The sequence below is a fragment of the Pantoea sp. CFSAN033090 genome (assembly GCF_001264395.1).
GTDB lineage: Bacteria > Pseudomonadota > Gammaproteobacteria > Enterobacterales > Enterobacteriaceae > Pantoea > Pantoea agglomerans.
This window is the reverse complement of record NZ_LGYX01000009.1, coordinates 99,327-120,899: the sequence shown is the minus strand read 5'-3', so window position 1 is coordinate 120,899 and position 21,573 is coordinate 99,327. Positions and strand designations below refer to the sequence as shown.

General features: G+C 51.6%; 19 protein-coding genes and 2 pseudogenes. 20 read left to right on the top strand and 1 reads right to left on the bottom strand.

All coding sequences use genetic code 11. The features are described from left to right. Positions 1-4 precede the first annotated feature (4 nt). The 19 genes and pseudogenes from AFL22_RS11075 to AFL22_RS24250 all read left to right on the top strand — a co-directional run bounded on the left by AFL22_RS11075 (position 5) and on the right by AFL22_RS24250 (position 19,760). On the top strand, positions 5-439 hold the full coding sequence (locus AFL22_RS11075; protein WP_052271416.1) for a hypothetical protein: 435 nt from the start codon (positions 5-7) through the stop codon (positions 437-439). Between the two features lie 534 nt (positions 440-973). Next, positions 974-1,171 carry a hypothetical protein gene (locus tag AFL22_RS11070; RefSeq protein ID WP_052271415.1) on the top strand — a complete coding sequence of 66 codons (198 nt, stop codon included), beginning with the start codon at positions 974-976 and terminating at the stop codon, positions 1,169-1,171. Positions 1,172-1,285: 114 nt separating this feature from the next. Continuing rightward, the gene (locus AFL22_RS11065) at positions 1,286-1,627 is read left to right on the top strand and encodes a hypothetical protein (protein WP_052271414.1); all 342 of its coding nucleotides are present in this window, start codon (positions 1,286-1,288) and stop codon (positions 1,625-1,627) included. Between the two features lie 88 nt (positions 1,628-1,715). Continuing rightward, on the top strand, positions 1,716-1,979 hold the full coding sequence (locus AFL22_RS11060; protein ID WP_052271413.1) for a hypothetical protein: 264 nt from the start codon (positions 1,716-1,718) through the stop codon (positions 1,977-1,979). A 368-nt stretch (positions 1,980-2,347) separates the two neighbouring features. Next, positions 2,348-3,802: pseudogene (locus AFL22_RS11055) on the top strand (glycosyltransferase family 2 protein). A gap of 539 nt (positions 3,803-4,341) precedes the next feature. Beyond that, a complete protein-coding gene (locus AFL22_RS11050) occupies positions 4,342-4,965 on the top strand; it encodes a hypothetical protein (protein WP_052271453.1) in 624 nt (207 codons plus the stop codon). Beyond that, positions 4,943-5,251, top strand: coding sequence for an HNH endonuclease signature motif containing protein (locus AFL22_RS24730; RefSeq protein ID WP_072123897.1), 309 nt, complete (start codon positions 4,943-4,945; stop codon positions 5,249-5,251). Before AFL22_RS11050 ends, AFL22_RS24730 begins: the two co-directional genes overlap by 23 nt. Before the next feature lie 171 nt (positions 5,252-5,422). Further along, a complete protein-coding gene (locus tag AFL22_RS11045) occupies positions 5,423-5,923 on the top strand; it encodes a terminase small subunit (protein ID WP_052271452.1) in 501 nt (166 codons plus the stop codon). Between the two features lie 2 nt (positions 5,924-5,925). Then, positions 5,926-7,587: a terminase large subunit gene (locus AFL22_RS11040; protein WP_052271412.1), complete on the top strand. Its 1,662-nt coding sequence runs from the start codon at positions 5,926-5,928 to the stop codon at positions 7,585-7,587. Positions 7,588-7,644: 57 nt separating this feature from the next. Beyond that, positions 7,645-9,420 (top strand): annotated as a pseudogene (locus tag AFL22_RS11035) (phage major capsid protein); the annotation flags it as partial. Further along, positions 9,401-11,251: a hypothetical protein gene (locus AFL22_RS11030; RefSeq protein ID WP_241773180.1), complete on the top strand. Its 1,851-nt coding sequence runs from the start codon at positions 9,401-9,403 to the stop codon at positions 11,249-11,251. The pseudogene AFL22_RS11035 and the gene AFL22_RS11030, both read left to right, overlap by 20 nt. A gap of 2 nt (positions 11,252-11,253) precedes the next feature. After that, positions 11,254-11,595, top strand: coding sequence for a phage tail protein (locus AFL22_RS11025; RefSeq protein ID WP_052271411.1), 342 nt, complete (start codon positions 11,254-11,256; stop codon positions 11,593-11,595). 52 nt (positions 11,596-11,647) lie between these two features. After that, positions 11,648-12,385, top strand: a complete 738-nt coding sequence (locus tag AFL22_RS11020) for a phage minor tail protein L (protein ID WP_052271410.1) — start codon at positions 11,648-11,650, stop codon at positions 12,383-12,385. Positions 12,386-12,387: 2 nt separating this feature from the next. Beyond that, positions 12,388-13,107, top strand: a complete 720-nt coding sequence (locus tag AFL22_RS11015) for a C40 family peptidase (protein WP_052271409.1) — start codon at positions 12,388-12,390, stop codon at positions 13,105-13,107. Further along, positions 13,100-13,723, top strand: a complete 624-nt coding sequence (locus AFL22_RS11010; RefSeq protein ID WP_052271408.1) for a tail assembly protein — start codon at positions 13,100-13,102, stop codon at positions 13,721-13,723. The genes AFL22_RS11015 and AFL22_RS11010 overlap by 8 nt, the downstream gene beginning before the upstream one ends. A 55-nt stretch (positions 13,724-13,778) precedes the next feature. Next, the gene (locus AFL22_RS11005; protein ID WP_052271407.1) at positions 13,779-16,991 is read left to right on the top strand and encodes a host specificity protein J; all 3,213 of its coding nucleotides are present in this window, start codon (positions 13,779-13,781) and stop codon (positions 16,989-16,991) included. Continuing rightward, positions 16,991-17,293, top strand: coding sequence for a hypothetical protein (locus tag AFL22_RS11000; protein WP_052271406.1), 303 nt, complete (start codon positions 16,991-16,993; stop codon positions 17,291-17,293). The genes AFL22_RS11005 and AFL22_RS11000 overlap by 1 nt, the downstream gene beginning before the upstream one ends. 1 nt (position 17,294) lies before the next feature. Beyond that, the gene (locus AFL22_RS10995; protein ID WP_052271405.1) at positions 17,295-17,975 is read left to right on the top strand and encodes a hypothetical protein; all 681 of its coding nucleotides are present in this window, start codon (positions 17,295-17,297) and stop codon (positions 17,973-17,975) included. A 372-nt stretch (positions 17,976-18,347) separates the two neighbouring features. After that, positions 18,348-19,760 carry a hypothetical protein gene (locus tag AFL22_RS24250; protein WP_052271403.1) on the top strand — a complete coding sequence of 471 codons (1,413 nt, stop codon included), beginning with the start codon at positions 18,348-18,350 and terminating at the stop codon, positions 19,758-19,760. A gap of 265 nt (positions 19,761-20,025) precedes the next feature. Here the strand turns inward: AFL22_RS24250 and AFL22_RS10980 are convergent, their stop codons facing one another. Beyond that, positions 20,026-21,045, bottom strand: a complete 1,020-nt coding sequence (locus AFL22_RS10980; RefSeq protein WP_052271451.1) for a ParA family protein — start codon at positions 21,043-21,045, stop codon at positions 20,026-20,028. A gap of 287 nt (positions 21,046-21,332) precedes the next feature. On the opposite strand from AFL22_RS10980, the gene AFL22_RS10975 reads away from it, so the two are divergent. After that, positions 21,333-21,572, top strand: coding sequence for a hypothetical protein (locus AFL22_RS10975; protein ID WP_052271402.1), 240 nt, complete (start codon positions 21,333-21,335; stop codon positions 21,570-21,572). Position 21,573 lies beyond the last annotated feature (1 nt).

Sequence of the window (21,573 nt, the reverse complement as noted above, 5' to 3'; positions counted from 1 at the left end):
CCGCATGGCTGCTATCCAGTTCATCAAAAACTATTCACATCTGTTGGTTATCGCAATTATCTGCGTTTGCCTGTGGATGCTGAATGCCCGCAGCGCGCAACTTGAAGCAACCAATCAGCGCCTGGAGAAGCTGGCGAACAGCAAAGACGAGCAGATTAACGACCTGCGCTCCAAGAACGATGGCCTGGCATCAAGCGTCACTGAGTTGGTAACAGCCGTTAAGCAGCAGAACGTTGTGATGAGTCAGGTCACAGAGCAGCGTGCCGTAACAGCCCAGCAGAACCGGAAACTACAGAATGAAATTAAGCGTTACCTTGCGGCGGACAAGTGTGCTGTTGCTCCTGTTCCCCCTGATGCTGCTGACCGGCTGCGCGACGCAGCAAAAGCCGCTGGTGGAGTACCGGACAATAAAACAGCCACAGCTAAGCCTTCCGGCTGAACTTACCAGTCAGATTGACGTGCCAGCGCCATCACAGGATATGACGTTCGGTGACAGCGTAAGCCTCAACGCTGAGTTATATGGCGCTCTGGGGCAGTGCAACATTGACCGCGCCGCCATCCGGCGCATAGAAAGCATTCGTCAGTGAAGAAGTGATAATGATCAAATTTTCTTAAGAATAAACTCAGCAGATATTATGGTGGCGTTAATATGAGCAGGCTGAATTCTCAGCATACCTCATGGGATAGATAGATGGGCCACTACTATTATGTTAATAAAAATGCACAAACCAATGGTGATCATGAAGTACACGTAAGCAGCTGTGACAGATTGCCTGAGGAAAGGAATCGACTATACCTCGGAATTTTCGAGACCTGCTCACCAGCAGTGAGAGAGGCTAAAAAAACTTATTCTCGATCTAATGGATGTTATTACTGCAGTCGGCCCTGCCATACGTCATGACTTCAAAGCAATAAACATCCCAAGGTCGCCATTGGTGGCCTTTTTTTATCCCCAAGAAGCAGGAGAAAAAGAATGCTGACAGTAAAAGTTATGTCGCCCTGTGGCGGTGAGGAGATTCACTCTGGGCCGAGCGTCGGGTTTAACCCGGCGCAACAAAGTATCGCAGTGTCGGGTATGGACAATAACGTTTTCCTTCAGGAAGGTGAGGTTGCTTACGTCATGAATGAGAACGGAAAGACCATCTCTCATTATGAGCATCGGCTTCAGTAACCATCACAAGGCGCATTTGCGAGTGCGCCTGATGATGTCAATCCTGACACCCCCTTTCTCTCTGATAACTTTTGGGCCTATAGTTAAGGAATGTAATGTTTTTTTGAGGTTTCCGTGGGCGAACAGTTTGATAGTGAACCATATTTGCTTGAAATCAGAAAGTTAGCTGCAAGTTGCCAGCAGGGTGAGCCTTTTATGAGCGTAAAGGTTAAGGTGGAAACTATTGTCGTTTCTTATAAGAAAAAAATAGGAAGCGAAGCAGAGGTGCAGGTTGCAAAGTGGACAGAGCTTTTCAATAGGCTTGGTGATTACCTGAATAACAATGCTGCTCCTGAATGGGTCAGTGTTATCCGCTATGCGCGTAAAATTATTAATTATAAAAAGCACAATGCGATTTTCCGTATGCGACAACTATCTGAACCTGAATCAAGCCCCCCGACAAGGGATAACGGTTAGCCACGCTGAGAAGCATTGCGACACCGACTTCATGATCACTTTATTAGCTGTGATAAAATGACATCCTCTAATTCGATAGGAGATGAAGATGGCCGATGTAACAATTTCAGTCATTCAGGCTGGAACTTTCAAAATCAAAGCAGATAGATGGCGAGACGAGGAATTAGATATTGATTATCTCGACATTGAAGCGAAGCCTATGAGCAATGTTGCATTGGGAAATATCAATGTTGGAACCGCAGTGAACACCTTCATTGAAGGTGACGATTGCGGATATTACACATTGATTGTCAAGGACGCCGAAAGATATGTTTTAGCTAAAGGCGAGATTGAGAAGTTAAGGAAACAGTAAGCCGCCTACGGGCGGTTTTATTTTATGCTAAACACTGCATTCACTGAGTTCACTTTTCAGCATAAAAACAATGAATCATCGGCTGGTGGTTTCACCATTACCGAGAGTTAAACACGTCAAGCCAGCAGAAAACTCTGTGTGAGTGTCATCAGACATCTTTACCGAATCCAGCACCTTTCATGAATGTAATAGCTATAAGGTAGCCAGCACAGCAACCAGCACCACATATCATGATCCATGGAAATTCTGCATCGTCAAAGTATTCGCTTGAGAGGTAAAAGCCCACTTTTAACGAGCCGAATGCTGAAGTGCAAAAAATCAGAATCGATACAACATAGGCCATAAACCTTTTCAAAAGGGAGAACTCCGTGCGCGTTGTGATTGATGGAGTTGAGTATAAGCCCGTAACAACAAATTCAAACATTGGCATAGCCATCAGCACCCATAACCGCCATGACGTCATATCCCGCGCACTGGATCATCAACTGAAGTTTCTGCCAGCCGGTGCGCTGGTGGTTGTTATTGATGACGGTTCAGCCAAACCAGTGACAGCGCCGGAAGGCGTCAGGGTTATTCGTCATGATGTTTCACGCGGTATCGTGGCCGCTAAAAATTCGAGCCTTGAGCCGCTGATGGATGCCGGGTGTGAGCACCTGTTCCTGTGGGACGATGATGCATGGCCGATTGCTGGTGGCTGGGAGCAACCATACATCGAATCTCCTGAGCCGCATCTGGCTTACCAGTTTCAGGACTTTGCCACCGGACAGAAGCTTAACGACATTGCGGTTCTCTACCGGGATGACCGGCACATAGCCTACACCGGCCAGCGCGGCGTGATGCTCTATTACCACCGCAGCGCGATTGAGAAGGTTGGCGGTTTCGATCCCATCTATCAGCGCGGCATGTATGAGCACTCTGATTTGGCGCTGCGCATCCACAATGCTGGGCTAACGAGCTGGGCGTTCGCTGATGTCGTTGGCTCAGGCAAGCTGATTTACTCGCTTGATGAGCATCAGGCCGTTGAGCGTTCGGTGCCAAAGCCAGACCGGGAAGCGCAGGTGAAGCGCAACGTCACGATTCACAATGAACGCCGCAACAGCGGTTACACCGGTTACGCAGAGTACCGGCAGCAGCGCAACGTGGTGATGACCACACTGCTGACCAGTCAGCCTGACCCGCAGCGCAACACCAGGATTACGGCATCGCCTGACCTGCTGGCTAAGTGGGCCGCGTCGGTTAAAGGCGGTGATGCGGTCGTGCTAGCCGATGAGCTGACTACTGCACCTGCAGGTGCGTCGCTGACACCCGTGCCTGATGTGAACATGAACGTCTATTTTCGGCGCTGGCTGCATATCTGGCAGCACCTTCGCGATCACCCTGAATATAACTTCGTCTGGTGTACCGATGGCACTGACGTTGAGATGCTGCGCGAACCGTGGGGAGAGATGGAGCGGGGCAGGATTTACGTGGGTTCTGAGCCCAAAACCTACGCTGATGCGTGGGCTAAGTAACATCATCCCGAGGCTATCTATCAGGTGTTTCTTGCTGAACACCAGCATGATGTGATGCTTAATGCCGGCCTGCTGGGTGGTAGCCGGGCTGACGTTATGGCAATCGCGCATGGCATCGTAAGGCTGTATTACCACATCGAATCGCTGCGCTTTTGGCAGAAGGAGAAATCCGCTGCTGCTGTGGGCGATATGATTGCTTTCGGCATAGTGGCGCATCGATACGCTGACAGTCTGGTGACCGGCCCCCGCGTGCACACGGTGTTTAAGTCGGAGGGAACCGGCAAAGAGTGCGCCTTCTGGCGCCATAAATAGCATCTATCAATTGTTAATCCTTTAATCGGGAGGCATCAGCATGCCCATAAGCAGGCCACTTGAAGAAAGGTTCTTGGAGAAGGTTGATAAATGCGGATGTGAAGATTGCTGGATCTGGAAGGGTGCAAAGGTGTCACCGGCTGGAGGAAGGCATGTTAAACCAAAGATATATGGAAAAATAGCAGGACCAAGAACCCCAACCGGAAGGACCATGTGGCTCAGTCACCGTTTGTCATGGGTGCTGGCGAATGGGGAAATACCGGAAGGCATGCTCGTTGATCATAAGTGTCATAACACACTTTGCGTTAATCCTTCCCATCTTCGCCTCGTCACAGCTAAACAAAATAGTGAAAACAGAGCAGGGTCAGCAGCAACCCGTAATTCATCCGGAAGGCGTGGTGTGAGGTGGAATTCTCAGGCACGTAAATGGCATGCGTACTACAGCCACAACAGGAAGTCTCACTTTGTGGGATTTTTTGATGACCTTGAAGAAGCCGCTGAAGCAGCGCGGCAGGCTCGCAATAAGGTATTCACACATAATGATGCAGACAGATATTAAGTTTGTGGTGGTCGGTCACCACTCACGCAGGCATCAAGCCGAACAGCTGGCAGACTTACTTAACGCACACCTTCTCATAGATGAGGGGCAGCATGGCGCGAACTGGAACCATCGCCGCGCTATCGAGTGGGCCAGTCAGCAGGATTGCCGGGTAGTGATACTGGAAGATGATGCGTTGCTGGTTAATGGCTTCACTGAGAAGGTAACAGCCTGGCTCAGCCGTTTCCCCGATGAGCTTATTAGCTTCTATCTCGGCACCGGCCGACCGCCCCAGTATCAGCTTGAGATAGCGATAAAGCTTATTGATGCAGATAGGCGTCAGGCTGATTACATAACCATCAACCGTTTGGTTCATGGCGTCTGCTACAGCGTGCCGCTGCACAAGCTACAGCAAGTGATCAGTCGCTGGAATCATCGGTCACCTGCTGACTATGCAGTTGGTGATGCATGTGGTGGCTCGGTCATCTATCCGTGTTACTCGCTGGTGGATCATCTGGATAGCAATACTGTCGAAAGACACCCTGATAACACACCGCGTACAGAGCGCCGCAGAGCATGGCGGCTGGATTTAAAGGAGCATCATGGCACGACTGACAACGCTTAAGCCCCGGCTCTCAGTTGACCGAACGCAACGCGTGAGGACTGCAACCGTAGCTGAGACGCGCATCACTGGCTGGAAGCTGCAGGCACGTCGTAAGCGACTATGGTCTGCCAATCCATGTTGCGCGATGTGTGGCCGCCTGACTGAGTATCCTAACGGCTTCGAGCTGGACCATAAGGTTGCTCTGCATCAGGGTGGTGAAGACACTGATGCCAACTGTCAAATCCTTTGCTGTGGTGCTGATGGGTGCCACCGCAAGAAGACCAATGACGACACGAAAGGCAATTGATAGCAATTATCATTAAGCCTAACTAATGGTTGCATTTGAAATCATTTCAATGTGAATGATATTGGTTATCATCTGAGGGTGGGGGGGTAGTCCGAAAGCTTCAGGACGACTCTTTACGAAACCTCGCCCCCTCTCATGCACAGAAAATATCCCCTTTTGGAGGGTGTAAACATGTTAACAGCCCAGAAGCGAAAATTCGCGCTGGCGCTGATTTCCGGTATGTCGAAAAAAGATGCGGCTATAAAGGCTGGGTATTCCGCAAACTCCGCACGCTCCAAGGGTTCGCAGCTTGCTAAAGACCCGGAAGTCATCGCTTTTATGAGCCGCAAAAAGAATGAAAAAGTTGAAGTTGACGACGTGCCAACGCATGGAAAAAAAGTTAATACCCCAGCGATAAACACGCCACTGAATCCTGATCCCGAGCCAGTGCCGGAAATTGTCCGGGCGGCTGGTGAGTATGATGACCCGCTTGAGTTTCTGAAGTCGGTTATGAATGACCGTGCTGAGGATATTGATACCCGCAAAGATGCCGCAAAGGCGATGCTCCCCTACCTACATAGCAAAAAAGGTGAGGGCGGCAAGAAGGATGCGAAGCAGGCTGCTGCTAAGGCGGTTGCCAGCAAGTTCATGGGCATGGCTCCGCCACAGCTGATTGTGAATAACGGGAGATAAAGATGCCTGAGTGGTCCACCGCATGCGCTGACTGGGCCAGCAGGCTCATTAACCGTGAGTCAATAATTCCGCCGCCTATTTTCAGAGATTCTGGTGAGCACGCACTGTCTATCTTTAAAGAACTCAGGGTAACTGACCTGCCTGGAAAGCCGACATTTGGCGAGTGTTCAGAACAGTGGGTGTTTGATTTTGTGCTGGCAATATTCGGCGGCTATGACCAGCAAACCGGCAATCAGATGATCCGGGAGTATGGTCTTCTCATCAGCAAGAAGAACACGAAATCAACTATTGCTGCCGGGATTATGCTGACCGCGCTGATTATCTGCTGGCGTGCTGATGAAGAGCATCTGATTCTGGCACCGACAAAAGAGGTTGCCGACAACTGCTTTAAACCCGCTGCCAGCATGGTCCGTGAAGATGAAGAGCTCTCAGCACTTTTTCACGTTCAGGATCACATTCGCACCATTACCCATCGGGTTAATCGTAACAGCCTGAAGGTCGTGGCTGCTGACAGCGATACGGTGTCGGGCAAAAAGGCCGGTCGAATTCTGGTGGAGGAATTGTGGCTGTTTGGCAAAAATGCCAAAGCGGATGCGATGTTTATTGAGGCGCTGGGCGGGCAGGTGTCGCGTAATGAAGGCTGGGTGATTTACCTGACCACGCAGAGCGATGAGCCGCCTGCAGGTGTCTTCAAAAAGAAACTGGATTACTGGCGTAACGTCCGTGACGGGATCATCAAGGATGGCAAAACGCTCGGCATCCTTTATGAGTTCCCGCCTGAAATGGTGGAAAATGAAGGTTTCCGCAACCCGGATAATTTTTATATCACCAACCCGAACATGGGCCGCTCTGTCAGTAAAGAGTGGCTTGATGATGAGTATCTTAAGCGGTCGCAGGAAGATGAAGGCAGCCTGAGAAAGTTTCTCGCCAAACATCTGAACGTTGAAATCGGCATGAATCTCCGTAACGACCGCTGGGCCGGTGCGGAGTTCTGGGAAACGCAGTCTGATCCGTCTGTGACATTCAAACAGATTTTAACCCGGTGCGAAGTTATCACTGTCGGCATCGACGGGGGCGGGCTGGATGACCTTCTGGGGCTTTCTGTGGCTGGTCGCGATAAGAAAACCCGCGACTGGCTCACCTGGTCTCATGCCTGGTGCCATGAAAAGATGCTGGAGCGCCGCAAAAGCGAAGAAAGCAAACTGCGTGACTTTGAAAAGCAGGGCGATCTTACCATCGTGAAAAGAGTTGGTGATGATGCGGATGAAGTTGCGATGTATGTATCGCAGATTTACGAAGCAGGCCTGCTGGATAAGGTAGGTATGGACCCGGCAGGGATCGGGGTGCTGTTGGATACGCTGATTGATGCAGGAATACCGCAGGATTCAGTTGTGGGTGTCAGTCAGGGCTGGCGGCTGGGCGGCGCATGTAAGACTACTGAGCGCAAACTGGCAGAGGGTGCTTTGAAGCATGCACCTCAGCCCCTGATGAACTGGTGCGTTGGTAACGCCAAAGTTGTCATCAGCGGCAATGCACCACTGGTAACCAAGGGTGCCAGCGGCGTCGGTAAAATCGACCCGCTGATGGCTCTCTTTAATGCCATATATCTGATGGCGCTGAATCCGGCTGCTACCAAAAAAGAATACAGCGTGTTTTTCATTTAGAAATTCCGCTTTCAACGACCCGCTCCGGCGGGTTTTTTCGTTTCTGGAGAAAGGGAAATGAAGAATCAGCACGCCGTCAGCCTTCTGAAGGTAAAGGCGGTCAATGAGGATACGCGGGAAATCACCGGCATCGCGACAACGCCGTCACCGGATCGGTATGGCGACATTGTGATGCCCGAGGGCGCAAAGTTTCAGTTACCCATCCCGCTGCTCTGGCAGCATGACCATCAGTCTCCCATCGGCCAGGTGACCAGCGCCAAGGTTACCGCTGAGGGTATCGAAATCAAAGCCACACTGGCGCAGGCAGATGCACCCAGTCAGCTCGCGGCACGACTTGAAGAAGCATGGCAGAGCATCCGGCTTGGCCTTGTAAAAGGATTGTCGATCGGCTTCCGGCCTATTGAATACGCCTACATCGACGAAGGCGGCATCCGGTTCACGAAGTGGGAGTGGTACGAACTCTCTGTCGTAACGGTGCCGGCCAATGCCGAAGGCACGATCCAGACCGTTAAATCCATCGATGAGAAGCTGCGGGCCGCGTCAGGCGTAGTGCAGAACGACTCGAAAAAAATAAAACCCGCTGGCGCTACAGCAGTTAAAAATTCTCAGACTAAAGGAACCAAGATGAACATTGCCGAGATGATTAAAACTTTCGAAACCAAGCGCGCTACGCTCGATGCTGAGCGTCAAAATGTTATGTCAAAAGCCTTCGATGAAGGCCGCACGCTTGATGCGGAAGAAGAAGATAAGTATGACGAAGTTAGTACGGAAATTAAATCCGTTGATGCGCACCTGGCTCGCCTTCGTGACATGGAATCGACTAAAGCCGCGACCGCTCAACCAGTTCAGAAAGCAGCAGGTGGTACGGTGGTAAACACTGTTGATAACCGCGCTCCTGCTGTGATCCATGTTGAGAAGCCACTGGAAAAAGGGATCGCTTTTGCGCGTTTCGCCAAGTCACTGGCCGCTGCAAATGGCAGCCGTACCGAAGCGCTGGAGATCGCAAAGCGTCAGTATCCGCGAGATGCCAAGCTTCACCACGTTCTGAAAGCTGCTGTAGGTGCAGGTACCACAACTGATCCGCAGTGGGCTGGCAGCCTGGTGGAGTATCAGGAGTACGCTCAGGACTTCGTCGAATTCCTGCGGCCACAGACCATTATCGGCCGCTTTGGTCAGGGGGATATTCCTGCACTGCGTCAGGTTCCATTCAACATCCGCATTCCGGCTCAGACTTCTGGCGGCTCTGCGAACTGGGTTGGTCAGGGTAAAGCTAAGCCCCTGACTAAATTCGATTTTGAATCAATCACCTTTGGCTTCTCCAAAGTCGCTGCCATTGCTGTGCTGACTGATGAGCTGATCCGCTTCTCTAATCCTGCCGCTGATGCACTGGTGCGCAACAGCCTGGCTGAAGCGGTAATCGCCCGACTGGATGCTGACTTTGTCAATCCGGCAAAAGCAGAAGTCGCTAATGTGTCTCCGGCCTCTATCACCAATGGCGCGCAGCAAATTCCAAGTGCAGGCAACCCTGACACCGACAGCACTAACGCATTTCAGGTGTTTATCGATGCGGGTCTGCAACCGACCGGTGGCGTATGGCTGATGTCAAGCACTACAGCGCTGGCGCTGTCAAAACGTAAAAATGCGCTGGGCCAGAGAGAGTATCCGGACATGACCATGTTTGGCGGTACTTTCGAAGGTCTGCCAGCCATCGTCTCTCAGTATGTAGGTAATCTTCTGGTGCTGGTTAACGCGCCGGATATCTACCTGGCAGATGATGGTGGCGTTGCGGTTGATATGTCCCGTGAGGCATCTCTTGAAATGGAGAGCGAACCTATCGCTCATCGGCGGTCCGGTTGGTGCGGCGATGCTTGCCGGTTCCGCGCTGCTTTATTTCCATGAGCAGGCAAAACAGGCGCGTCAGTCTGCACTCGATCTCAAAGGTGCTGTGGTTGAAACTACTGCCGCACTGATGCAGCTTTCGGACAAGCAGCTTTCCGTGAAGCAGCTCGACCTGCAGGACCAGTATGAAAATCAGGTCACGCAGAGAAACCAGCTGATTAAGGAAATTCAGGACGCTGACAGCCGTATGGACAGCCTGAAGGGGTTTGATCCCTTCGGTCAGCTTGCCGGTGTTGAGAAAGGGAAGACCCGCGCAGAAGCCGACCTTGAGTCCGTAAACGTCGGTCTGAAAACGCTTAAAGACAATATGGAGAACGTCGACAAAGCGCGGTTCCTGGTGAAAACGGGCATTGCTGATTCTGCTAAAAACCTCAAAAGCGATGTGCAGGCTGCAACAGCTGCAGCAGCTGAGGCCGGTAAAGTCGCATCGCCGTGGGGCGGAGAGGACCCGGCTAAGGCTGACAAGAAAGGCGCTCAGGCGCTGAAGCAGTTTACTGCGCTGCGTAACGAGATTGAGCAGGCGCACGCCTCAAGCCTGGAAAAAATCAACCTTCAGGAAAAGGTATCGCAGGAAAAAATTCTGAAGGATGCCAAAGCTGCTGGTGTGAGTCAGGCGGAGGTGCAGCGCGTACTGACCCTGAATGCGGCTAATTATCAGCGCCAGCGTCAGGAACTGGCCGAGCAGTACTCACCGGCTAAAGCCATTATCCGTCAGGAGTCCGAAGCCAGCCGCAACCTGAAAGAGCTGTATGACGCCCGCCTGGTCACTGAGCAGGAGTACCAGTCAGCCCGCATTACGCTGGCAAACGATTCTGCTCAGAAGATGATTCAGGCGCAGGCCAGCCAGGCTGCCGCGCCAAAGCTCAACATAGCCGGAGAAGTTGATCCGGTTGCGCAGCTTCAGAATCAGCTGGTGCAGCAGCAGAGCCTTTATACCGCTTACTATGAAAATAGCAGGCTGAATAAGGATCAGTATGAAGCGCTGATGCAGAAGTCATCACGCGATTCGGCAGACGCTCAGTATCAGGCTGCGCTCAATCTGTATGCCGGGCAGAGCACACTGAATAAAGGGATCGTGAGCCTGGCGGAAACGGCGGCGGAGAGAACGACTAACTCCCTGACCGGTTTGCTTACCGGCACGCAGTCTTTCCGGGAAAGCATTTCAAATCTGTTTGCCTCGCTGGCGCAGAGCGTTATCAAAAGCCTGATTGAAATGACCGCGCAGGCACTGCTGACTAAAACAGTGCTGTCATCCTTTATGAGTTTTGGCGGTGCTGCAGTCGGCGCTGCCGGAGCAGCGGGAGCGGGAGCGGGTGCCGCTGCTTCTGCCGGGAGTACCGGTGCAATAGGAATGAGTACCAGCTTTCAGGCATACGATGGCGGCGGATTCACCGGGACCGGTGGCAAATATGACCCGGCTGGTGTGGTTCACAAGGGTGAGTTCGTCTTTACCAAAGAGGCCACCGAGCGTATTGGCGTTGAAAATCTTTACGGGATGATGCGCGGATACGCCAGCGGCGGGCTGGTCGACACTCCCACGGAGCGACCCGCTGCGCTGCCCGCCAGTGGCCGCACGGGTGGCAATACCATTATTCAGGTAGATGCCCCGGTAACGATCATGCAGGAAAGCGGGGCCGGTGACGCATCCGCTACGGGAACCTCGGCGGCAGCCTCACAGCTCAAATCTATCGTTCAGCAGACGATAACGGACAGGCTGAAGAAGGAAATCTCACCGGGCGGAATTCTTTATAGCGGTCGGAGCTGATTATGGCGACAGATACATTTACCTGGGCGACGCGCATACAGGCGAGCGAACAGCTCAGCGTTTCCACCATTCAGGCGCAGTACGGCGATGGTTACAAACAGGTTGCTGGGAAAGGGATCAACGATGCTGCTGAAAGCTGGTCGCTGAGCTGTAACGGTCAGGTCCCCGTTATGGCGTCTGTCCGGGCGTTCCTGAAAACCCACGTCACCACCTCATTCTGGTGGACAAATCCATGGGGCGAGAAAAAAATGTATCGGGTGAAAGCAGATTCGATTAATCCGAAGTTTATCAACGGCGGATTTGCCGAGATCAGTTTTACCTTCGAACAGGCTTTCGCACCGTGACATGTCACGACAGCAACAGGGCGCTTATGCGCCCTTTTTTATTGGGTGAAAAATGAGCTTCAATCAGGACATTCAGGCGCTGGAGCCGGGGAGTCTGGTCCAGCTGATTGAGATTGACGGTACAGCTTTCGGGCTTGATACCGTGCTGCGCTTTCATGCGTATAACCTGCCGACCGAAGGCTGGCAGTCTTTTGCAGCGGAAAACCTGCCATCAATCATCTGGCAGGGCAATGAGTACGATCCGCACCCGTATGAGTTGACCGGCATGGAGATGAGCAGCACAGGGTCACAGCCGACGCCAAAGCTTTCAGTCGGCAACGTAGGCAACTATGTCACGGCGCTCTGCCTGCAGTTTGACGACATGGTGAAGGCGAAGGTGCGTATCCACACCACGCTGGCAAAGTATCTCGATGCGGCAAACTGGACGGCGGGCAACCCGAACGCTAATCCGCAGGAGGAACGCGTTCAACTGTTCTACGTGAACGCTAAAACGTCTGAAACGCGCACCCAGGTGGATTTTGAACTCTGTTCACCGTTTGACATTCAGAGCCTGCAACTGCCATCGCGCCAGATTACGCCGGTATGCACCTGGTGCATGCGTGGCTGGTATCGCACCGGCACCGGATGTGATTACGCGGGCAACCGGTACTTTGCGAAAGATGGCACGCCCACGAATGACCCGTCTAAAGATGTTTGTGGGGGCCGCCTGGCTGACTGTAAGGCCCGGTTTGGTGAAGACCAGCCGCTGCCATTCGGCGGGTTCCCGGCTGCAAACCTTCAGGGCAAATAACTATGCGTAAAAAAATTCTTGAGGCGATACGTGAACACGTCGCTGCTGAATACCCGAAAGAGGCCTGCGGTCTGGTCATTCAGTCTGGCCGGACCCAGACCTACGTCCCCTGCAGGAATATCGCTGAATCGCCGACTGAGCATTTCACGCTGTCGCCGGAGGATAAGCGGGCAGCGGAAGCGCAGGGTGACATTCTGATGGTCATCCATTCTCACCCGGACGTGCCGCAGCTTATCCCGTCAGAACGTGATCGGGTTCAGTGCGACTTTTCCGGCGTGGAGTGGGGGATCATGTCGTGGCCGGATGGCGACTTCTGCACTATCAGCCCGCGTACCGACCGCGACTATACAGGCCGCCCCTGGCTGATTGGCGGTAATGACTGCTGGACACTCATCATGGACTACTACCAGCGTGAGCACGGCATCATCCTGAAAAACTGGTCTGTTGATTATGAGTGGTGGGTGGACGGCAAAGAAAACCTGTATGACGACAACTGGCAGTCGGAGGGGTTTGTGGAGATTGAACCAGCGGAAATGCGTGAGGGCGACATGATCATGATGCGCATCAGCGCCCCGGTAACGAACCACGCCGCAATCTATCTGGGCAACAATATCATTCTTCATCATAACGCCGGGAGCCTGTCTACGCGGGTGCCTTATGGCGAATACTGGCGTAACCGTACCGTGCGCATCGTGCGCCGAAAGGAGCTGATGGATGCTTAAAACCATGCGACTTAAAGGCCGGATGGCAAAAATGTTTGGTCAGGTGCACCAGTTTCACGTCGGCGATTTGCGGGAGCTGCTGCGTGCGATGTGCTCACAGGTGCCGGGGTTCAAAAAGTATGTGTCGAATGCGCATCTTAACGGTGTTCGCTTTGCCTTCTTCAGCGGCAAAGACAACATTGGCCTGCAGGAATTTGATATGTCTTCAGCCGCGACTGAGTTTGAAATGGAGCCGGTTCTGGAGGGTTCGAAGCGGGGCGGCACGCTGCAGATCATCATCGGGGCCGTTGCGATTGTGGCCGCGTTCTTCACAGCGGGTGCGTCACTGGCTGCATATGGTGCTGCTATCGGTACCACGACCGCAGTTGGCCTGGCTACTACAGCACTGACCAGTATCGGTATCAGCATGCTGCTGGGCGGTGTCGTACAGATGCTGACGCCGCAACCCAAGCTCAACGTGGGTGCGTCATCCAGCACGGACAATAAGCCGAACTATGCGTTCGGTGCGCCGGTGAATACCGTTGCCATGGGGTATCCGGTTCCGGTTCTTTACGGGACGCGTGAAGTTGGCGGTGCGATCATCAGCGCAGGTAGCTTTACCAGCGATCAGCAGTAGCCAAACACAGTTAATTCAACAGGCCACCTTCGGGTGGCTTTTTTATGGGTGAAATATGCGACTTCTCGAAGGTGCCGTGATTCAGGGCAGTAAGGGTGGCGGCGGTGGCAGCGCTCATACTCCAGTTGAACAGCCAGACGATCTGCTGTCTATCGCAAAATTAAAAATGCTGCTGGCTATCTCAGAGGGTGAGATTCAGGGGGATTTAACCGCTCAGCAGATTTACCTGAACGATACCCAACTGGCGAACGAAGACGGCACCTACAACTTCACCGGCGTAGTATGGGACTGGCGTAAAGGTACGCAGGACCAGACCTATATTCAGGGCATGCCTGAAGTCGATAATGAGCTTTCTGTTGGTGTTACAGTAACTCAGGCTATTGCCTGGACCCGCCAGTTTTCCAATCTGACCCTTGATGCCATTCGCATTAAGCTGAGCCTGCCGGTGCAGTATCAGTACAAAGATAACGGTGACATGGTTGGTACCGTAACGCAGTATGCCATTGACCTGTCAACTGACGGCGGTTCATGGGTCACGGTGGTGGACGGAAGGTTTGACGGTAAAACCACGTCTGAATATCAGCGCGATCATCGCATCGACTTACCTAAAGCCACGTCCGGCTGGTCAGTCCGGGTGCGCCGCATTACCGCAGATTCCTCATCCTCAAAGCTGATTAACGCTTTCAAAGTATTTTCGTTCGCTGAGGTCATCGACAGCAAACTGCGCTACTCCAATACCGCGCTGCTGTATATCGAGGTTGATGCCAGTCAGTTCAGCGGTCAGGCACCTAAAGTAACGTGCAAGCCAAAAGGGCGGCTGGTTCGCGTTCCGACAACTTATGACCCGGTATCACGCACCTATGCCGGTACGTGGCAGGGTGATTTTAAATATGCCTACACCGATAACCCGGCATGGATTTTCTATGATCTGGTGCTGGATAAAATCTTTGGTATGGGGACGCGTGTCGATGCCACCATGATCGACAAGTGGGAACTCTACAGCATCGCACAGTACTGCGATCAGATGGTGCCTGACGGTGCTGGCGGCACGGAGCCGCGCTTTACCTGTAACGTCTTCATCCAGAGCCAGCAGGATGCTTATACGGTTCTGAAAGACATTGCGGCGATATTCCGTGGTATCACGTTCTGGGGCAACAGCCAGATTTTTGTGAATGCTGACGTGCCGCAGGTTGATTCAGAAGGCAACGTAGACGTTGATTTTGTTTACCATGCCGCGAACGTCATTGATGGTCTGTTCACCTATGCGGGGGGCAGCTATAAAAATCGGTATTCATCGTGCCAGGTAAGCTGGTCCGATCCGATTAATCACTACTCCGACACTGTCGAGGGTGTTTACGATTCTGAACTGGTGCAGCGATATGATGTGCGAGAGATGAGCCTCACGGCCATCGGCTGCACGTCACAGAGCGAGGCGCATCGGCGCGGGCGCTGGGCTATTCTCTCCAATGCCAAAGATGGCACCGTTTCATTTGGCGTCGGCCTGGATGGTTATATTCCGATCCCCGCTGAAATCATCGGTGTGGCTGACCCATTCAGGTCGGGCAAGCAGAATGGCGGCCGTATCAGTTCTGTCAACGGCCTGCGCGTTACTCTTGACCGTCCTGTTGATTACGCAGCCGGTGATCGTCTGGTGGTGAACCTGCCGGACGGTACCGCGCAGACCCGGACGATTGGCAGTATCAGCACTGATAAGAAAACGGTCAGCGTTAACACCTCATTCCGTATCACGCCGGTGGCGGGTGCGGTATGGGCTATCGACAGCAATAATCTGGCAATTCAGTATTTCCGTGTGACCTCCGTGGCCGGGAACGGTGACGGTACGTTTACCATTACCGGCGTGCAACACGACCCGAATAAGTACCGCTACATTGACGATGGCGTGCGCATTGAGCCAGCCCCAATTACGGTTACGCCTATCAGCGTTCTGAAAGCGCCGGCCAACATCAAGATCAGTGAAGTCAGCTTTGTTGAGCAGGGCCTTTCTGTGTCCTCGATGCAGGTTACATGGGATCGTGTTGAGGGTGCAATCAGCTACGTGGCTCAGTGGCGAAAAGACAAAGGCGACTGGGTCAACGTCAGCCAGACCAGCGCACAGGGTTTCAGCATTCAGGGTATCTATACCGGCGTTTATGATGTGCGGGTACGCGGCGTTAACGCGGCGGAGGTTTCCTCCCCGTGGGGTTATGCCGATTCAACCTCTCTCAGTGGCAAAGCAGGTAAGCCAGGCACGCCCGTTAACCTGAAAGCAACGGATAACGTGGTGTGGGCGATTGATGTGACGTGGGCCTTTCCGGATGGATCAGGCGATACCTCATATACAGAAATTCAGGTGGCCACTACGCCGGACGGACAGAATCCACAGTTTCTTGCCTATGTTCCTTATCCCGGCGTCAGCTATCAGCACGGCCCTATGCCCGCTGGTGTTCGTCGCTGGTATCGCGCCCGGCTGGTGGACCGTATCGGCAATACAGGCGACTGGACGACGTATGTTGAAGGCGCAAGCAGCGTAGATGCAACCGCGTTACTGGGCGACATTACCGAACAGGTTCTTAAAACTGATGCCGGTAAGCAGCTCATAGCCAAAGTTGATACCAACATCGATGCCATGCTTCAGAACGCGCTCAACCTCGACGCAACAGTTGATCACCAGATGGCTGAGTCTGGTAAAAACCGTGCTGATATCCTGACGGTCAAACAAACAATCGCCACAAACGATCAGGCTTATGCGCAGAAGTTTGAACAGGTGCAGGCCACAGTTGACCAGAATACTGCCGCAGTTCAGCAGACATCTACCGCGCTGGCCGATACCAACGGCAAGCTGTCAGCGCAGTACTCTGTCAAAGTGGCCGTGGATAGCAACGGGCGACAGTACGCTGCGGGGATGGGGATTGGAGTTGAAAACACACCTGCAGGCATGCAGACACAAGTTCTTTTCCTTGCTGATCGATTTGCTGTGATGTCTCAGGTAGGTGCTACACCGAAAACTTTCTTTGCTATTCAGAACGGCCAAACGATCATCAATCAGGCGTTTATCGGTGACGCGACTATTACGAGTGCAATGATTGCCGCCTATATCGAGTCCACAAACTACGTTGCGGGCGCTACGGGGTGGAGGCTCAGTAAAGACGGAACCTTTGAGAACAACGGCTATGAGCCTGGCAACGGACGAATGGTACAAACGAATAACCAGATTAGCGTTTACGACAGAAATGGAGTATTGCGCGTCAGAATGGGGAAACTCAGCTAATGGCATATGGCTTCGGAACATGGGATGCCAGCGGCCTCGATAATAATACCGGGCTCGTTAAGATAAACGCGCTCGGCGTTATGCCTATTGACGCCACCAGTAATTACAATCAGGCATTCTCATTACCTGCCGGTTATTCCCTTGATTACCTTTTTCAGGCCAGCGGCGACAGGAGCGGTAATGGCAGAAAGAAGATATATGTCAGCGGTTCAAACATTGTAGTAGGTCAGGTATCAGGTTCGGATTACTCGGCTGGAACCTTTCCCAACGTTCCGGGCAATATATTGGTGTTCGTGAGGTAATATGTCCTACGGAGCAATGCTCACAGACTCAGCAGGCGTGCCATTTCATATTGGCGATACAATGCCATTAACCCTTCTTGAAAAGCGCGTGCTTAGTGTACCTGCGTCGTCAGGGACTGGTACCGTTATAAATTTATTTAACAATGACGGGGTCATAAGGTTTATTTTTGTTAACAGCAATGGTGCCCAGGGAAACGCCCAAAGCACGTGTGAAACGCTGGAGTTATCTGGGGGGGTTTGGAGCTTACGATGCGCTGGCGCGACAAGAACAGTCAACGTTTATATTTTCGGCTATCAATTTCAGCCCATTCCTGCATGGGGAATTCAGATAAATGACCCGCAGGGCCGATGCATTCTGACAAATGAAACCAAGGTGTTACGTGATGTCCAGAAACTGGGAGATGAAGGATCTGACGCAGGGTCTGGATTCACCGCCAACTTTACCCTTAATGGAGAGTGGGCTGTAGCACCAGCATATACTGGAAGCTATGTTGGCACAGTAAGCCAGGGCGGGCAGGTTTATCCAGTAGTGGCTCAGTATGCAAGCAGTGCAAGGTTTAACGGTAGCACGACGCAAATCACCAGCGGTTATATAGGCAACCTTAATGCTGGAGGCGGGGGGACCGGCACTCTTACCAACTACAGAAACAGGCTGGTAGCTGTAAATGTTCAAAGGTATTAAGATTTTCGATCTTCATGATTGATAAATAAAGTTGATGATATTTTATGGTGCAGGTATAAGGGAATGAAACAGCCAAGGACGATGAAATGAAAAATACACTCTTAGTGGTAGCTGTAATGTTACTCGCCGGATGCCAGACGCTTCCTCATGTAAAATGCTATGCAACCGCCAGAATTGGCGGGCAGGATGTAGCGGTGCCTATCTATGGTGTTAAGACGGAAGCAAACCAGACTAAGTATTACGCGGGAAATCCTTTTGGATGGAAGTGGGTTTCTAAATCAAACTTCGACGAGAGCACTTGCGAAAAATAGTTAATAACTCAAATCAATGAACCCGGCCCCGCGCCGGGTTTTTTATTGCCCGGAGAAAGCTATGCCAGCAGGCACTATTGCACTAACCAATAACTCTACGACTGTTATCGGTACAGGTACTAATTTCACATCAGAGTTGAAGGCTAACGATTTCCTGGTAGCAATTGTTGGCGGCGTGACTTATACGCTCGGCGTGCAGTCAGTTAATTCGGCCACAGGCCTCACGCTGATCACTGCTTACAATGGACCTACAGCAACAGGTGTGGCGTGGACAGCCGTGCCTAATGCGGCGCTGGTTGGGATTACGGCTCAGGTTGCGGCTGACGTTGCCAAAGCCATTCGCGGGCTCAACCTTGATAAAGCTAACTGGCAGCAGGTCTACAGCGGCAGCGGTAATATCACCATTAACCTGCCTGATGGTAGCCAGTATAGCGGGCCATCATGGAATGCCGTCGCTAACTCCGTCACAGGTAAGATGGATAAAGCGAAAAACCTGGAGGACCTGACAGATAAATCTGCCGCTCGCACAAACCTTGGTTTTGTCGATGAGGTGCTTCCGGTCTCTTTGGGTGGTACTGGAGGTAATAATCAGTCAGCTGCCAGGTCAGGTCTGGGGCTTAAATCGGGCGCTACTACTGATGTTATAGGAAGTAGTGGTACAGCCTCAGCTGTTAACAAAGTGCCATTGATCGGGTCAACATATACCGTCACAAGCGGTGTGAGAGCATTCACATTTGCTTCAAACAACACACCTGCTTTTTCTGCTGCCAATGATGGGCAGTGGACACCACCGCTGGTGATCAGCAATGGTCAAAATAATTCAGCGGCCGCTGCAATGGTATTTATCAGAGACGGTAATTTCGCAAACTATTTTGGGCTCGACGCAGATAATCAATGGGCGCACGGGGGGTGGTCCACGCCGGGGGCTCGCTATCGATTCTGGTCAGAAAGAATTACTACAGTTGACGGTAACGGCTTTATCAAGCGAGCGTCGCCGATAGTGCGCGTTGCAGAGACGGGCGAGACCATGCCGGAAAATTTTGGTGAGGGTAACTTCATCGTCGGTGATTTATGTGCTGTGAACGACGAAGCGGAAGGGGTGACTGTAACCAAAACTGATACTGGAATTTACGAAATCGCAGGCACAAATGGACCGTATCCAGAGGGATGGACAATTGAAATTCCACAGGATGAGAACGGTAATCGTCTTTGCTTTGCTTCTGTGACTTATGAAAGCAAAAAGCTAATATTGAAGATTAATAAACGTAAGTTTGACATTGATACTGCAATGACAGTTGCTGGTGATCCAATGGATATTCCTGCAGGTCGCTGGGTCGATCTGAGGGTTTCTATGCCTGAGTACTCAGTATTCAACCAAAAGGCTGTTGCTGCAAAAGAAAGCTTGGGCAAACAGCTCGAAGGAGAACTAAAGGCTCAAGTAGAGATTGAAAATCCAGAATCTTCAGGTTCGTAAAAAAGCCCCGGCGACGGGGCAGACATGTACCGCGCCCATCTCAGTAGACTGCGGGGTTGGTCTGGTAAGCGTAGGTCAGCAGCTGAACAGGAGCCAAGCGGCAGACACAAAAAAGCCCGCACAGAGCGGGCTGAAGTTTTGCTGTGTTTCATCTTTTTGTTGTTGTCCGTCAGCTTACAGCCTCAGGTGAACATATTATCGGCAAATCCACAGCACACATGATGGTACAGACACTAAAAACCCGGCACGGTGGCCGGGATGATGATTAGAGCTTACTTACCATTCTATCCACTGCATCTAAGCATGACTGCTTATAAGGGCCGTTAACTTTTACCCTACGGTTCATTACTCGAACGCTGCCTGTTGGTAAGGTCGAGAAAGGGCAACCCTTAGCAAATGCTACGACTCCTGTGGTCTGGAAATCTTTAATGTTAACTACACCATCCTCTACCTGAGCGAAATCGAATATTTCCGGATTACTTATAAGCAATTGCTGGACGTCGTTATCAATGGAGTTAAGTACGGCAGCGTAGGCAGAGGCTGGACCCATGTACTGAGTGAGTCTGTTTTTAGCAATCATGTGCACTTTTGGGAGAGGCCTGTCCACAGCATTTAACTTATTCGCAAAAGCATACGAGGCATAAATATCTGATGGAAGCTTTAGCCCATATATCAAAGAGAATGCATTCTGTATTGCCCTGCGTGAAGAATCATCAGCCATTACCGGCAAAATGAGCTTATCCACAGCTGCAAGAGCAATTTGTGTGTAGATTGAGAAACTAGGGTTGCAGTCGATGAACAACACGTCGTACTCGCCATCAAGTCCGTCCACAAGATTGTTTATCCAGTCTATGATGCTAACCCACGCATTTGTCCCTGGAATTTGCTGATTTGCCAGTGTATTTATGGCGTTAGCCTGAAGCTCAAGAAGTGGATCCCCGCACACTAACGAAATGTTGGCAGGTATATTTTCATTGAATGTTCTGGGGTGAGTCAGATAGTCATGTGAGTCGAATGCTGGCTTCTGATACGGAGTTGGAAGGCGCATCTGGAAGTAACCACCTAGCGTGCACCGATTATTTATATCGTGCCGAGTGAGCAAGTTTACGCTGCCATTGCCAACTAGACCGCCGAGGAATAGTTCCGATAAATTTGCCTGCGGACAAACGTCCATGACCAATACGCGCTCAAGAGGTCGGGTTTCGGCATAACGACATATTGCTTGGAAGGAGAGGCTAGTTTTACCCGTGCCGCCCTTATTATTCCATATAGCATATTTTTTCATATCACACTCTCGGTTAACGATGTCACTGCTGGTAGTTGGTTTACCAATGATTACATCGTTAACCATTCAGGTCAATCTATAATGGTAACCTGTTTACCACAAGTGACATCGTTAACTAGTTGAAAACCGCCGCCCTGCATGATTTGCTGAGCATGTTTTTCATTACTCATACTAAAACCCATTCCAAATCAAACCCTTTACAAATCTCTCCACCGCTCCGCCTTGATCAAATCTACCGATCGATATTACTGTTTATCCATACAGTATTTATCAGAGGAGGCAAAATTATGCCGCGCGATTATGAAATTAAACATGCATTTATGAACGCTATGAGGCGAGAGCCGGGGCAAGGCGTTATTGTAACTACTCAGGAGTTTGTCCATCAGCTGGAGTTGCTTAACTGGCATTTCAGCCTGCGTGAGGCTAACCAGTGGATAAAGACAAATACGGTGACGTTCCGCGATGCATCAACGCAGGAGGGTGAGGCTAAGACCTACCGTCAGTTCAACCCGAACGGGGGTATCTGAC